This window comes from Candidatus Defluviilinea gracilis, from assembly GCF_057138825.1.
Genome location: NZ_DBNHEF010000028.1, coordinates 25,083 through 38,995, shown reverse-complemented (window position 1 = coordinate 38,995; position 13,913 = coordinate 25,083). Strand labels below are relative to the sequence as shown.

General features: G+C 53.3%; 13 protein-coding genes. 7 read left to right on the top strand and 6 right to left on the bottom strand.

The window, feature by feature from the left end:
• Positions 1–25: 25 nt before the first annotated feature.
• Complete coding sequence (locus tag AC16KF_RS03770; RefSeq protein WP_484035960.1) at positions 26–922, top strand: UbiA prenyltransferase family protein; 897 nt, start codon at positions 26–28, stop codon at positions 920–922.
• A gap of 63 nt (positions 923–985) precedes the next feature.
• Here AC16KF_RS03770 and AC16KF_RS03765 read toward each other — a convergent pair whose 3' ends face one another.
• On the bottom strand, positions 986–1,627 hold the full coding sequence (locus tag AC16KF_RS03765; RefSeq protein ID WP_484035959.1) for a class I SAM-dependent methyltransferase: 642 nt from the start codon (positions 1,625–1,627) through the stop codon (positions 986–988).
• A 246-nt stretch (positions 1,628–1,873) separates the two neighbouring features.
• Between AC16KF_RS03765 and AC16KF_RS03760 the strand changes: the two genes are divergently transcribed.
• Positions 1,874–2,929 carry a prenyltransferase gene (locus AC16KF_RS03760; RefSeq protein ID WP_484035958.1) on the top strand — a complete coding sequence of 352 codons (1,056 nt, stop codon included), beginning with the start codon at positions 1,874–1,876 and terminating at the stop codon, positions 2,927–2,929.
• A gap of 3 nt (positions 2,930–2,932) precedes the next feature.
• On the opposite strand, the gene AC16KF_RS03755 is transcribed toward AC16KF_RS03760, so the two are convergent.
• Both AC16KF_RS03755 and AC16KF_RS03750 read right to left on the bottom strand, forming a co-directional pair.
• Positions 2,933–3,778, bottom strand: coding sequence for a hypothetical protein (locus tag AC16KF_RS03755; RefSeq protein WP_484035957.1), 846 nt, complete (start codon positions 3,776–3,778; stop codon positions 2,933–2,935).
• Positions 3,760–4,011: a CBU_0592 family membrane protein gene (locus tag AC16KF_RS03750; protein ID WP_484035956.1), complete on the bottom strand. Its 252-nt coding sequence runs from the start codon at positions 4,009–4,011 to the stop codon at positions 3,760–3,762. Before AC16KF_RS03750 ends, AC16KF_RS03755 begins: the two co-directional genes overlap by 19 nt.
• Positions 4,012–4,065: 54 nt before the next feature.
• Between AC16KF_RS03750 and AC16KF_RS03745 the strand changes: the two genes are divergently transcribed.
• Positions 4,066–4,953, top strand: a complete 888-nt coding sequence (locus tag AC16KF_RS03745) for a hypothetical protein (protein WP_484035955.1) — start codon at positions 4,066–4,068, stop codon at positions 4,951–4,953.
• Between the two features lie 136 nt (positions 4,954–5,089).
• Here the strand turns inward: AC16KF_RS03745 and AC16KF_RS03740 are convergent, their stop codons facing one another.
• From AC16KF_RS03740 to AC16KF_RS03730, 3 genes are all read right to left on the bottom strand, one after another.
• Complete coding sequence (locus AC16KF_RS03740) at positions 5,090–5,989, bottom strand: ABC transporter permease (RefSeq protein WP_484035954.1); 900 nt, start codon at positions 5,987–5,989, stop codon at positions 5,090–5,092.
• A gap of 334 nt (positions 5,990–6,323) precedes the next feature.
• Positions 6,324–7,361 (bottom strand): ABC transporter permease, encoded by a 1,038-nt coding sequence (locus AC16KF_RS03735; protein WP_484035953.1) that lies wholly within the window; start codon positions 7,359–7,361, stop codon positions 6,324–6,326.
• 191 nt (positions 7,362–7,552) lie between these two features.
• Entirely contained in the window at positions 7,553–9,295 is a 1,743-nt protein-coding gene (locus AC16KF_RS03730) for a peptide ABC transporter substrate-binding protein (protein WP_484035952.1), read from the bottom strand.
• Between the two features lie 195 nt (positions 9,296–9,490).
• On the opposite strand from AC16KF_RS03730, the gene mtnA reads away from it, so the two are divergent.
• From mtnA to ahcY, 4 genes are all read left to right on the top strand, one after another.
• On the top strand, positions 9,491–10,540 hold the full coding sequence (gene mtnA / locus AC16KF_RS03725) for an S-methyl-5-thioribose-1-phosphate isomerase (protein WP_484035951.1): 1,050 nt from the start codon (positions 9,491–9,493) through the stop codon (positions 10,538–10,540).
• Positions 10,540–11,301 carry a site-2 protease family protein gene (locus AC16KF_RS03720; protein ID WP_484035950.1) on the top strand — a complete coding sequence of 254 codons (762 nt, stop codon included), beginning with the start codon at positions 10,540–10,542 and terminating at the stop codon, positions 11,299–11,301. The genes mtnA and AC16KF_RS03720 overlap by 1 nt, the downstream gene beginning before the upstream one ends.
• A 163-nt stretch (positions 11,302–11,464) precedes the next feature.
• Positions 11,465–12,418 (top strand): carbohydrate kinase family protein, encoded by a 954-nt coding sequence (locus AC16KF_RS03715; protein ID WP_484035949.1) that lies wholly within the window; start codon positions 11,465–11,467, stop codon positions 12,416–12,418.
• 145 nt (positions 12,419–12,563) lie between these two features.
• A complete protein-coding gene (ahcY, locus tag AC16KF_RS03710) occupies positions 12,564–13,895 on the top strand; it encodes an adenosylhomocysteinase (protein ID WP_484035948.1) in 1,332 nt (443 codons plus the stop codon).
• Positions 13,896–13,913 lie beyond the last annotated feature (18 nt).

Genomic DNA, 13,913 nt, shown 5'->3' with positions numbered 1-13,913 from the left:
ACTTTGCGGTACATTGGAGACATACATGAAGCGATTCTTCGCGCTTTCGAGAACTACTCACGGAGTTTTAGACCTCGCCATGCCGGGCTTTGTTGCCTTGTTGTGGTTGGGCGCATTCCCGCCGTTCTGGACCATCGTCCTATCCCTCTTCACCGCCTTCGCGGCTTATACCGCGATCTATGCGCTCAACGACCTCGTTGGGATTGCCGTAGATAAAGAAAAATTCGCAGGCGGCATCAACGCCGGTTATTCGGTCGAGGCTTCCGATTTGCGCTATCCTCTCGCGCGAAACGCCCTCAGCATTCGCCATGGCGCGCTTTGGTTCGCGGGTTGGTTTGTCGTTGCGATGATCGGGGCGTATGTCCTCAATCCCTTTATCGTTGTCATTCTCGCCTCCGCCGCAATCCTCGAAGTGATCTATGTGCTGCTGCTCAAAGTCACGTATCTGCGCACCTTCGTCAGCGGACTCGTCAAATCCAGCGGACCCATCGCCGCCATCTTTGTGGTTGACCCGAACCCCGATCTCTCGAAAGTAGCGCTTGTCTTGATTTGGATTTTCGTATGGGAGATTGGCGGGCAGAACATCCCCGCCGATTGGAACGATACGGCGGAAGACAAACGAGTCAACGCCAAAACGATTCCGCTTCACTTTGGGACGCGGACCGCCGGCGTCATCGTCCTGTTTGCCCTCGCTCTTACCGTGACGTTCAGCCTGATCCTGCCGCGCGTCTCGCCGCTAACCCTCGGCTTGCCCTACCTGCTCGCCTCCGCCTTCGCCGGTCTCATCCTGCTCCTCAAACCCGGCTTCGACCTCTTCCGCCAACAAAGCGAAGGGCGCATGGCGGCAATGCTCTTCGACCGCGCCAGTTTTTATCCCATGGCGCAATTGGCGATCATTGTGGCGTTTGTGATCTTCTTGTAGGCGTCGCGCTCAGAACAATTTCATTTTGAGACGATGGACGATGGTCTATTGTCCATCGTCAAATCACTTCACGCCCTTCAAAAACGCCAGATCTCCAAAGAACGTCAAAAAGTGACCGACGATCTCCGTCTTCAACCCGGGCGCCCCGAAGATTTCAGGAAGTTTTCCGTCAATGTTATCGTTGGCTTCTTCGAACTTGTGCAAAAACGGACCGATCAACTTTCCATACCACGTGCGCGGCTTGCCAAAGTCAATGATGTGTAACTGTCCGCCAGGTTTCAACACACGGAAGACCTCGCTGGCGGTCGTTATTTTGTCTGGCGTTTTCAAGTGATGGATCATAATGCTGGACATCACGCGGTCAAACGACGCATCGGGGTAGGGGAGTTTGTTGGTGAAGCCGACGTCAAACTTCACATGTGCTTTGCGTTCCCCCGATTTGTAGCGCGCCACCTTCAGCATGTCGGAGTCGGCGTCGAGACCCGTCACCTCCGCGCTGGGTTGCGCCTCCTTTGCCATGATCGCCAGCGTCCCTGTGCCGCAACCCAAATCTAAAACCGCTTGACCGGGCTGAATGTTCGCCTGTTGGATCAACAACGATTTATAGCGCGTATCGCGCACGATATATTTTTGAATGAAATCGAAAAACGGCGTGAGAAAGCGATAACTCAGCGCGGGGATGTATTCTTCGTTCGTGTTAGACATTAACTCCTCCAGGTTTTTTCTTGACGGGGTCGAATTGTAACCGATGGCGCATGTTGCGAGTATAATTTTTGAAACCGAAAACGAAAATAGGTTCTTGACGTAGTTCGATTTTCACAGCGAATCGTGTCGCCTGAGCTTTCGTGAAGCACCGACACCAGGAACATCAGCCGAAGTGAGCGCAGTGATTTAGGCTCTTATCTCAAAAGTCTCTGTGAACTCTGCGGCTGTGGAAAAAAGGAGTAACCAATGAACATCAACTTCGCCATGTGGCGCAAAGCCTCTTGGCAACTCATCAAAATGGACAGCAAAAAAGAATGGGACGCGCTCGACGTGGTCTCGAAATGGCTGATCGCCACGCGCTCGGCAGTGACGTTGGTCACCGTCTATTCCTGCGTGATCGCGGGCATCCTCGCCGCGCGCGACGGCTACTTCTCGTGGATTCCCTTCCTCATCGTGACCTTCGGCTTGTTCATCGCGCACGGCACAAACAACCTGCTCAACGATTACACCGATTTCTCACGCGGCGTGGACAAGGATAACTACTTCCGCACGCAATACGGCGTCCATCCGCTTGTGCAGGGATTCTTCACCAAGGCGCAACAGATCCGTTGGTTTTTGGCGAGCGGCTTTCTCGCAACGCTCGCAGGTGTGTACGTCTTTCTGAGCACAGGCTTCAACACAACCGTGATCGGATTATTCGTCTTCGGCGCGATTGCTCTGCTCGCGTACACCTATCCGTTCAAATATTGGGGACTTGGCGAATTTACGATCTTCCTCATTTGGGGTCCCATCATCATCGGCGGCGTGTATTATGTGCTGGCATTGTTCAGCGGACACGAGATCGTCATGTCCAATGTGTGGAGCGCGGTATTGGCGGGCGTGCCGTATGGTCTCGGCGTTGCGAGCATCAACATCGCCAAGCACATTGACAAACACGACGACGACAAAGCCAAAGGCGTCGGCACGTTCCCTGTCCGCGTGGGTGAGGCGTTCGCGCGACGCGCCGATCAAGTCGCCATCGTCCTCATCTATGTTGTCATCGCGTATCTCGTCTTCGTCTCGCGCTATTTCACCCCCGCCATGCTCATCGTCTTTCTCGCGTCCAAAGATGCGTTGAACGCAATCAAGGTTTTGAATCATCCCAAACCCGCGCAAGCCCCTGAACAAGCCCGCGCGTTCTGGCCCGTTTGGTTTTCGGGCTTCGCCTTCCAACACAATCGTCAATTCGGCGGCTACATTTTGCTCGGCTTGATCATTGATGCACTGCTCCGAACATATCTTCCAGCCTTTTGGGTCTTCTAATCTCTAGTCTCCAATCTCCAGTTCTCTAATTTCCAACCACGCGGGTTCGGGGTTTGCCAAAACACCGAACCCGATTTTCCCATCGGGGGTAAACGATGCGTATTGATTATCTATCCAGATGACCAACCCCAGAGGCGGATTCGGACTCACAGCCGACTCAAACACTTGGACGTTATCCACTTCGAGCGACACTCGCTTCTCTCCCCAAGTGAGGCTGTATCTGTGCCATTCGGTATTATCCACGCTGACGGCGACTCCGTCCTCGCCGATGATGCTTCCCAACATTCGACGCGTCATCTTTCGTGAAAACGGAAACGCTATCCCCGCGAGAATCAACAACGGATGAAATGTTGGCGAACGAAATGTTTGCGCCATGAATCCATTTGCCACTCCGCGCTGAGCGGAGGGCTGAGCGTTGGTTGCGAAGCCCGTAGTCGAAGCGTCCTTCGACTGCGTTCGTCGCAACTTACGCTCCTCGCTCCGCTCAGGACGGAAGTCTTTGAAAGATAAATAATTCTCTTTCGACGCGCCGAAGAACCAAACCGCATTCGGTAACGCGGGCATTCGAAACGGATTCCCTCCGAAGCCGAGCGACAACCCAAACGGATCGTTCCATAAGCCGAAGCCCCACGTCCCAGGGATGGAGTCGCTTGAGGTGCGGGCGAGCAGGCTGAGGCGGAGAGGGAAGCGATGCGGGAATCGTCGGCGTGAGAGTCGCGCGTAATCATCCAATTGCGCGTTGCGATATTCGTTTGCATTCCCAGCAGGGATGGAGAGTCGCCAGCCGCGTTCGATCTCGTCCACGCGCGCGTTGGGCGTGATGTGTGGGGTTAACGTCGGTTGAGCCATTTGCGCCCCAGTGTGAACAGACCGATGGCGACCCACACCGCGTTGAGACCTGTGGTGGCGTATGCGCCGAGCGTGAATGTGTAAATGACGAGGAACGCGCCCGCCACGATGTTCATGCCTTGATAGAGCAGTGAATCGCCATCCGCTTTTTTGAGCGAGACCAACGCATAGGCGAGGAGGAAGAGGACGGAACCCGTCCAGCCGAGGATTTGGATGAACAAATGCGGTGACATATATTTTGAATTATAATCTCGAGAATGAGTTCCGAGCTATGATGGGAGTAGAATATGTTTAGGAAGCCTTTGGAATGGTTACAAAGAAATTGGTGGGGAATTACTATTGCTTACCTTATTGTTTTTGTAACGATTTACCTTGCTATTTGGCAACTTGCAGAACCTCTCGGAGTACCCGATGAAATTGAGAAATTCCCGCAATTTGTATCTTCGCGAGTTTTCATTCATCTTCTAATAACTTTTGTAATTGCTGCATACGTAACGCTTTTTCTCGATATAGGACTCAGGCGCATATATTGGCAAGAAATGAACCCTCATTTGTTTGGATTATCCAACACTCAGCGCGTTTTCAGAATCTTGCAACGCTTATATTTTCTACAGGAAGATATAACTATTGGCAAATGGAGGCTGGTTTATACTGTTGATGAAAATGGAAACGATTTTCTTCGCGAAGAACTAGTCGTTATTCCAGTTCGATGTAAGGGTTATTTTTACTATAAAGGCTACAGCATCCCCGACAACGCTCCGAGAGGCTTCACTATGAACGTTTCGGCTAGAAATCCGATTGACGAGACTCCCTTGGATGTCATTGAATTATCTCGAAATGAAGGCAAAATTCGTTACGCTATTTTTCTTGATCACCCTAGTGAAGAAAACCAACTTTCACCCCTAACTATTGAGTGCAAGCGTCTTGGCGAATGGAAGGAACTTATCGAAACTGGAAATGCCCACGGGTCTTTGGGTGTAACTCACGTGACAAGTGAACTCAGTATTGAATTCATTGCCCCAAGAGGTAAAAAGTGGAAAGCATTCCATCGAACCCCTTCGATAGGAGCCTATCGGATAGATTTTTCGGATAACAATTTATCTCGTGTAGTTTGGCAGATATCCGACCTGTCTCCCAGAAAGCTCACATATTCATTATTTCTTGAATCAGACTAATTAAAATTTAGATAGGATATTGTATATGAAAGATGTACTGAAAAAAAGATTATTATTTGTACCAGACGATGATGATGGTGGCGGTCCTCCTCCTCCTCCTTGAGACGGGATGATAAGTAAAACTCCTTAACAAGTTTCACGTCCATTCCCCAACCTTCTCCATCACCTTATATGGATCGAACGCGTCGCGGAGACCGTCGCCGATGTAGTTGACGGAGATGATGGTGAGGAAGATGGCTATGCCTGGGAAGATTGCCAGCCACGGGTATTTGGTGAAGTGATCCTGCGCGGTGTAAATGAGATTGCCCCACGAGGGAGTTGGTTGCTGGATGCCAAAGTTGAGGAAGCTCAAGCCTGCCTCTTGAATGATGGCGTAGCCGAGTTGCAAGGTCGCTTCGACGATGACGACGCCGATCCCATTGGGGAGGATGTGACCGAGCATGATGCGTCCATCGGAGGAGCCGAGGGCGCGCGCGGCTGAGACATAGTCCATTTCGCGCAGGGTGAGGAAGGCGGCGCGGACGAGGCGGGCAAACGTCATCCACGAGAGGATGCCGATGACGAGGCTGATGGTCAACACGCTGTTACGTTGAAAGATGGGGAGTTCCACTTCGCGCAATATCGCCGCGAGCAGGATCAAAACGAGGAAAGATGGCAAAGATAGAAACGCGTCTGTGATGCGCATGAGGACGGTGTCAATTTTGCCGCCGTAGTAGCCAGCCAACGCGCCGACAGGGACTCCGATGAGGAGTGAAATTGCCACAGCGATACCGCCGACGGCTAGCGAGATGCGTCCGCCGTAGAGGATGCGCGTGAGCAGGTCGCGCCCGAGCGCGTCGGTGCCGAGGAGGTATGTGGACGATGGAGGTAAATATTTTTCGGCGAGATTCGATTTTTCAGAATCGAACGGCGAGACGAAAGCGAACACACACACAACGAGGATGATGCTGATGATGACCATACCCACGATCGCGCCGCGATGACGGGTGAAGCGTTTCCAGATGGTGGAGGAGAGGTTGGTAGGTTGGTTGTTCATGAACTATGACGATGGTAGAGTGGCTCTGCTAACCGCAGAATATCACTTATCAGCGAGAAATTTTATTCACTTGCCTCTCACGCTATCAATCCCGAAGGGATGGCAGATTTATAGAAAATGGCGCAAATCACCATCAAACCCTGAAGGGGTGATATGTCCTCATGCAAAATTATGACACCCCTTCGGGGTTGGCAATCCGTATTATGCGAATCGATAATCATTTCACTCCTTCGGAGTTTTAAATGCGCTCTTTGCCAGACTCCGTCCTGAGCGGAGTATCCTTCGTCTTCGTTCGTCGCAACTTACGCTTCTCACTCCGCTCAGGACGGATAACTTATTCATACCTCACCCTCGGGTCGAGGTAGGCATAGAGAACATCAGCAATTAAATTGCAGAGGATGATGAATGCCGCGCCGATGATGAGGACCGCGAGCAATAACGGATAATCGCGGTCAACGGCGGATTGGTAGTAGAGACGTCCCATACCGGGCCATGCAAAAATGGATTCGATCAACACCGCGCCGGTGAAAATATAGGGCAGGTCGAGCGCGAGCAAGGTGACGATGGGAATCAGCGCGTTGCTGAGGGCGTGTTTGAAGATGACGTTACGTTCGGTGAGTCCGCGGGCGCGCGCCGATTTGAGATAGTTCAACGGGAGGATTTCGAGCATGCTCGAACGGAGAAAACGCGAGTACCAGGCGACCCAGCCCAAAGTCCCGGTAAGAACCGGGAGAACCAGATGGGCGAGTCGGTCGGAGAGGGAGAATCCGCCGTCTAGGGAGGAGATGCCGCCAGCGGGTAAAAGGGGTTCTCCTGTCCAGGGATTTTTTAACCACGCGTAGAAAATGATGATGAGCAGAAGCCCCAGCCAAAATTCTGGAATGGCTTGACCCGCGAAGGAAAATGTTGTGGCGAAAAAGTCGAAGAGGGAATATTGTTTGATGGCGGAGTAGATGCCGAGCGGGATGGCGATGATGAGCGCGACCAGCATGGTGATGGACATGAGGTAGACGGTGTTGGGAAGGCGCGACGCAATTTCGTCCAGCGCGGGTTTGCGCGTGCGATACGAAAGACCGAAATCGCCGCGCAGGATTCCTTTGCGTGAGCCGGCTTCATCTTTGATGCCATCGCCGTCGGAGTCGATTTTTGTCCAGTCGTTGCCGACGAGCCAGTAGACGTATTGGAGGGGAAGAGGCTGGTCAAGCCCGAACTGTCGTTTGAGTTGTTCGATCCGTTCGGGACGCGGACGCCTGCCAGCATACGCGGTGATGGGTCCGCCGGGCGCGACGTTGACCAGCGTGAAGAGGATCACGCTGAGGAGGAACAGCAAGCCGACCGTTTGAATGAGGCGGCGGAGGATGTATGTAGTCATCTAGTCCGGTAGTTACTTAGTCGCTTAGTTACTTAGTCGCTTAGTCACTTAGTTGCTTAGTCGAATAGTCTGAGAATGTTTAACCGCGAAGCACGCTAAGAGCGCAAAGAAATTAATTCTTCGCGTCCTTCGCGGTCTTCGCGGTTAATGATTTTTTTGATTCTCAATGTCTCCGTGACTCAGCGGCAAAATTATTTCAATGTCCAATCGGCGATATTCCATGTGACCAGATCGTTGACGGTGGACTGCACGCCGACAAGCCGCGCGGAGTAGGCTTCGAGGTTGGGAGTGGTGAAGAGATACACGAGCGGCACATCTTCATTGAGGATGTCTGCGATTTTGCAGAACGTTTCTTTGCGCGAGGCTTCATCGAGCGTGTACGCTTCGTCGATCAGCGCGTCCACTTCGGGATTGTCGTAGCGCATCACGTTGTAGCCGCTACCCGGCACGAGCGCTTCTTGCGAATACAGTTCCCAAATGTAATCGGTGGGGTCAACGCCCGCGTACCCGTCGTCCCAAATGTCAATATCGTAGTTGCCACTTTGTTCGATGCCGCCGTTCTCGGCTTGATCCCACAGGATACTGCCTTCGACGACCGTGATATTCATCTTGATTCCGATGTCGCCGAGTTCTTCCGCGATGAGTTGTTGAGTCAATTCGAGCGGTTCGCCGAATTCAGCATAGGTGATGAATTCCATTTCCATTTTGTAGCCTTCGGGCGCGCCGGTGGAGCAACCGTGACATTCTCGGACTCCATCGCCGTCTGAATCGGTCCAGCCTGCTTTTTCGAGCATCGCTTTTGCGCCTTCAGGATCGAACGCGGGGCGCGGCACATTGCATTGATACGGCGGGCGGAAGAACTCCGTCCATGTGGGGGTGGTCAGCCCGTAGAAAATTTCGGAGGAGATGGTGTCAACATCCACAGCGGAACGAATCGCTTTCCGCACGTTGACGTCAGAAAGGATGGGGTGAGGAGTCGCCACCGGATCCACCGTCCCTTTTGCCGCGAGATTGAAGTACAGCCGCATCACCCAACGGTCGGTCGGACTCAGACTGACCTTTGCTTTTTCCGAACCTTCGAGGTCCTTCGCCGTGTTGGCGTTGATCCACATGTCAATATCCGCATCGCCGTTCAACATCATCGTCTTGCGCACGGCATCGTCAGGGACGATCTGCACGATCACCTGATCGAGGCTGGGTTTCGGCGCGAGATAATAATTGTCGTTCTTGTGGAATGTCATGTGATCGCCCGCGACCCAATCATGCAGCACGAAAGGACCGTCGCTCAACGGTTCGCGTCCGCAGTCCCATGCGAGGAATCCCTGCTCGATGTCGCAGTAATGCGCGGGCCAAATGGCGATCTGCTCGCCGCCGAATTGTGTGAGGTAGCCGGGATAAATGGTGTTGTAGTTGACGACGAAGGAATTCTGGCTCAACTGCTCGACCGAATCAATGTAATCAATGCCGGGAATCCATGTGCCGTTGACTGGATCGGTGATCGCATTCCAAGTGAACAACACATCGTCAGCGGTCACTTGATTGCCGTCCTGCCACAACACATCCTGGCGCATCGTCCATGTGACCGCCATGGTCCCCGCTTCGTCGTCAATCGTCACGCCGCCATTTTCAACAGTGGGTAATTCTGCGGCGAGTTCGGGGAAAACATTTCCGTTCGGGTCAATGTCTGCCATGCCGAGCAGAACGAGTTCCATCACCAGCGCGTCGTAGCCGGTATCCGCGACCATCGGGTTAAACGATGGCGGGTCTTCGCCGATGACAATGGTGATACTTTTTTCCGAACCTGTTTCAGAACCTGTTGGAGAGGCGGGTTCTTCAGTCGCCGTGGGTTGTGATGCTGGTCCGCATGAAACGATTGCCAGCGAGACTATGACCGCGAAGGTCAGAAAGAACAACGCGCGCTTTTTGGTGAACATTGGTCCTCCTGCAAATTTTAAATTTTTTCTCTTGCTTATTTGCCACAGAGAACCCAGAGGTTTTGAGGTTTTCTCTGAGAACTCTGTGATCTCTGTGGCTAAGTTGCTTGCACAAGAGTTTATTTCGCAAACGCCGTATTATTGCACGGATTGTCTGCGATGTTAAGGTTTTTGCAAGACGAATTTACGAGTAAAATGTCCCCCATGAGAACCGTATTCTGGGAAGACAACCAAGTCAAAATGATAGACCAGCGGGTTTTGCCCGCGCGCTTCGAAGTCGCATCGTACAACGATCACAAATCCGTCGCGCAAGCGATTACGGATATGGTCGTACGCGGCGCGCCCGCCATCGGAGCGACTGCCGCTTTCGGACTCGCGCTCGCGGGATTCGAATCCGCTTCCACTTCGACGGGCGACCTGCTCGCCGATTTGGAATCTGCCGCGTCCACGTTGAAGGCTTCGCGTCCCACCGCAGTGAATCTTGCATGGGCGGTGGACAGGGTATTGCGTATTGCGTACTCCGTAAACGGATCGGCGGATGAGTTGCGAGAGGCTGTGTTAAGGGAAGCGCAGAAGATAGCCGATGAAGATGTGGAAATCAACAAGCGCATGGCAGAGCACGGCGCGACGTTAATCAACGACGGCGATACGATCATCCATCACTGCAACACAGGCGCGCTCGCCGCAGTGGACTGGGGGACCGCGCTCGGAGTCATCCGCACCGCGCACGAACAAGGGAAAAAGATTCACGTGTTGGTAGATGAGACTCGTCCGCGCTTGCAGGGAGCGCGTCTCACCGCGTGGGAACTGGAGCAATACAACATCCCCTACGAGATCATCAGCGATAACACGGCGGGCTATTTCCTCAAAGCGGGCAAAGCGCAAAAATGTTTTGTCGGCTCTGATCGCACCGCCGCGAACGGCGACGTGGCAAATAAAATAGGCACGTACATGCTTGCCCTCGCCGCGAAAGACAATGGCGTTCCGTTTTATCCCGTCGTGCCGACTTCCACGATTGACCTCTCGCTTTCACACGGAGATCAAATCCCAATCGAAGAACGCAATCCCGAAGAAGTGCTGGGCTTGGAATTCAAAGGCGAGCGCGTGACGCCGAAGAATGCCAAAGCGCGCAACATCGCCTTCGATGTGACGCCGAATCGTTTGGTCACAGCCATTGTCACTGAGAACGGAATCGCATATCCGCCGTTTGAGGAGAGTTTGAAGAAAGTGGTGTTGGGAAGCTAATGTCCTTTTTTCAACCTACCCCGACGAGCCGTTACGACCTCCGCTTTTCCATTGCAGGCATTCCTGTGCGCGTGCATCCGCTGTTTTGGCTGATTGCGCTCCTGCTGGGCGCTAGCGGCGACCTGCTTCAGATCGTGATTTGGATTCTTGTTGTTTTCGTTTCCATCCTGATCCATGAACTTGGTCACGCATTTGCATTTCGTTGGTATGGTTTGCGTTCGCAAATTTTGCTCCATTTCTCCGGCGGCTTGACCATCCCCGAAATGTCGCCGTGGGGGAGCGGATACGCAAGCGTCGCCATCGGTCCCGTTCAGCAGATTTTGATCTCGCTGGCTGGACCCGGCGCGGGCTTCTTGCTAGCCGGGCTTATTATTGTTGGCGTTCAACTTCTTGGCGGCTCTGTCGCCAACAATAACTTGTTCGGACTCCTGCCATTGCCTACTTCAGCCACCTTGCCGTTTGGCGGGTTCACAATGAGTATTTTCCTTACGATGATGCTGTGGGTTAATGTTTTTTGGGGTTTGATCAACCTTCTGCCCATCTACCCGCTGGATGGCGGTCAGGTGGCGCGCAACATCCTGCTTATGTACGATCCTATCGGGGGCGTGCGCAAATCGCTTTGGCTGTCGGTGATCGCGGGCGGACTCATGGCTTTGGCGGGCTTCGTTTTATTTCACAGCGCGTACACCGCGCTCCTGTTTGGACTCCTCGCGTTCCAAAGTTATCAGGCTTTGCAAAACCGATTTGGAAGCGGGTATTAAATTAGAAATTTGCAATCCTATTTTCTAGACAATCCCAGTCTCACGTGATAAACTTTCGCCCGTTGACATTGGCGTGACGCAACCCGCGTCACGCCTTTTGATGCGAATACCCCACGCTCCTCTCGCCGTCCTCGGCGAAAGGATATACGCCGAGCAGAAATATATGGACATCCTTCTCACCGGTTCAGTTGCCTACGATTACTTGATGACCTTCCCGGGTCTTTTCAAGGAACAAATCCTTCCGGAACGATTGGCTTCGATCAGTCTTTCGTTCCTCGTCGAATCCATGTCGAAACAGCGCGGCGGTATCGCGCCGAACATTGCTTATTCGATGGCGTTGCTTGGGACAACGCCGCGCGTGATGGCAACCGTCGGCGAAGACTTTGGCGAGTATCGTCAATGGCTCGAATCGAAAGGCGTGGACACCTCCTTGATGAAAGTTATCCCCGGCGAGTTCACCGCCTCGTTCTTTGCGACGACGGATAACGTCTCGGCGCAAATTGCCTCGTTCTATCCCGGAGCGATGGCGCGCTCCTCCACGCAGTCGCTGAAAGAGTTGGACAAAAAACCAGATTTGGTGATCGTTTCCCCGTCCGCGCCGGATGCGATGATGAAGTTTCCCGCCGAATGCCGCGAGTTGGGAATCCCGTATTTGTATGACCCGAGTCAACAAGTGCTTCGTCTCGAAGGCGAAGAATTGGCGCGCGATATGGAAGGCGCGCAGTTTTTGTTCTGCAATGATTACGAGTTCGGGTTGATCTCCAAAAAGACGAACTGGAGTTTGGATCAAATTCTTAAGCATGTCAAAGTATTGGTTATCACGCGCGGCAAAGACGGCGCGGACTTGTACGTCAATGGCGATTCGGTGCATATCCCAACCGTCCCTGAGAAAGAGATCGTAGACCCGACCGGGGTCGGCGACGCCTTCCGCGGCGGATTCCTGGCGGGCTATTCGCGCGGCTTCGACTGGAAGTTGTGCGGCGAGATCGGTTCGCTTGCGGCGGTCTATTGTTTGGAGCAGCGCGGTCCGCAAAGCCATTCGTATTCGCGTCAGGAATTTGTGGAACGGTTTCGAAAGCATTTTGAAGATGGCGGGAAGATGGATGGGTTGTTATAAGTAGTTCGTTCCGCAGTTGAACTGCGGAATGAACGATAAAAAAAAACGGAGCGCGGACTTCAGTCCGCCAATTTCCCGAAAGCGGATTGAAATCCGCAATCCAGAATAATGCGGACTCAAGTCCGCAATCCAGAAGGAGCAATAAATGAGTAATTACGATATCAAAGACATCAGCCAAGCCGAGGGCGGACGCCGCCGCATGGATTGGGCGGAGCGCGAGATGCCCGTCCTGCGCCAGATCCGCGAGCGATTCAAAAAGGAGAAGCCGCTCAAGGGTTTGCGCGTGTCGGCATGTTTGCACGTGACGACTGAGACTGCGAACCTCATGGTCGCGTTGCAAGACGGCGGCGCGGACATTGTCCTCACCGCGTCGAACCCGCTCTCCACGCAGGACGATGTCGCCGCGGCGTTGGTGAATCAGTTCGAGATTCCCACGTACGCGATCAAGGGCGAAGACAAGGTCACGTACTTCAAGCACATCCGCGCCGCGCTCGAACACAAACCGCACATGACGATGGACGATGGCGCAGATCTGGTCTCGTCGCTGTTCTTCATCGAGATGGGTCGCTTTGAAAAACTTGAGCCGTCTCTCGCGAGTTGGGCAAAAGGTCTCTCCGACGATGAACGCAAGGAAATGTTGAAAGGCGTGATCGGCGGCACGGAAGAGACAACTACGGGCGTCATCCGTTTGAAGGCGATGGAAAAAGATAACGTGTTGAAGTTCCCCGTCATCGCGGTGAACGATGCGATGACCAAGCACTTCTTCGACAACCGCTACGGCACGGGTCAATCCACCATTGACGGCATCATCCGCGCGACGAATGTTTTGCTCGCGGGCAAAGTGTTCGTTGTGGCAGGCTACGGCTGGTGCGGACGCGGTCTCGCGTCACGCGCGCGCGGCATGGGCGCGCAGGTCGTCGTCACCGAAGTGGACCCGATGAAGGCGCTCGAAGCGGTGATGGACGGGTATCAAGTGATGCCGATGGGCGATGCCGCCAAGCTCGGCGATTTCTTCTGCACGGTCACCGGCGATCTCAACGTCATTGACGAACATCACTTCGCCGCGATGAAAGACGGCGCGATCGTCGCCAATTCAGGTCACTTCAACGTGGAGATCAACATCCCCGCGCTCGAGAAGATGAGCGTTGGCAAACCGAATCTCGTCCGCCCGTTCGTGGATCAATACACGACAAAAGACGGACGCAAGATCAACATCCTCGGCGAAGGACGACTCATCAACCTCGCCTCTGCCGAAGGGCATCCTGCCTCCGTCATGGACATGTCTTTCGCCAACCAGGCTTTGTCGGCCGAATTCATGGCGAAGAATGCGGATAAATTGGAGAAGAAAGTGTATTCTGTCCCTGCTGAGATTGACCACGAGATCGCCCGCCTCAAACTCGAAGCGATGGGCGTGAAGATCGACACGCTCACAGCGGAACAGACTCACTATTTGAATTCGTGGGAAGAGGGAACTTAGTCAGTTGTAAGTGAACAG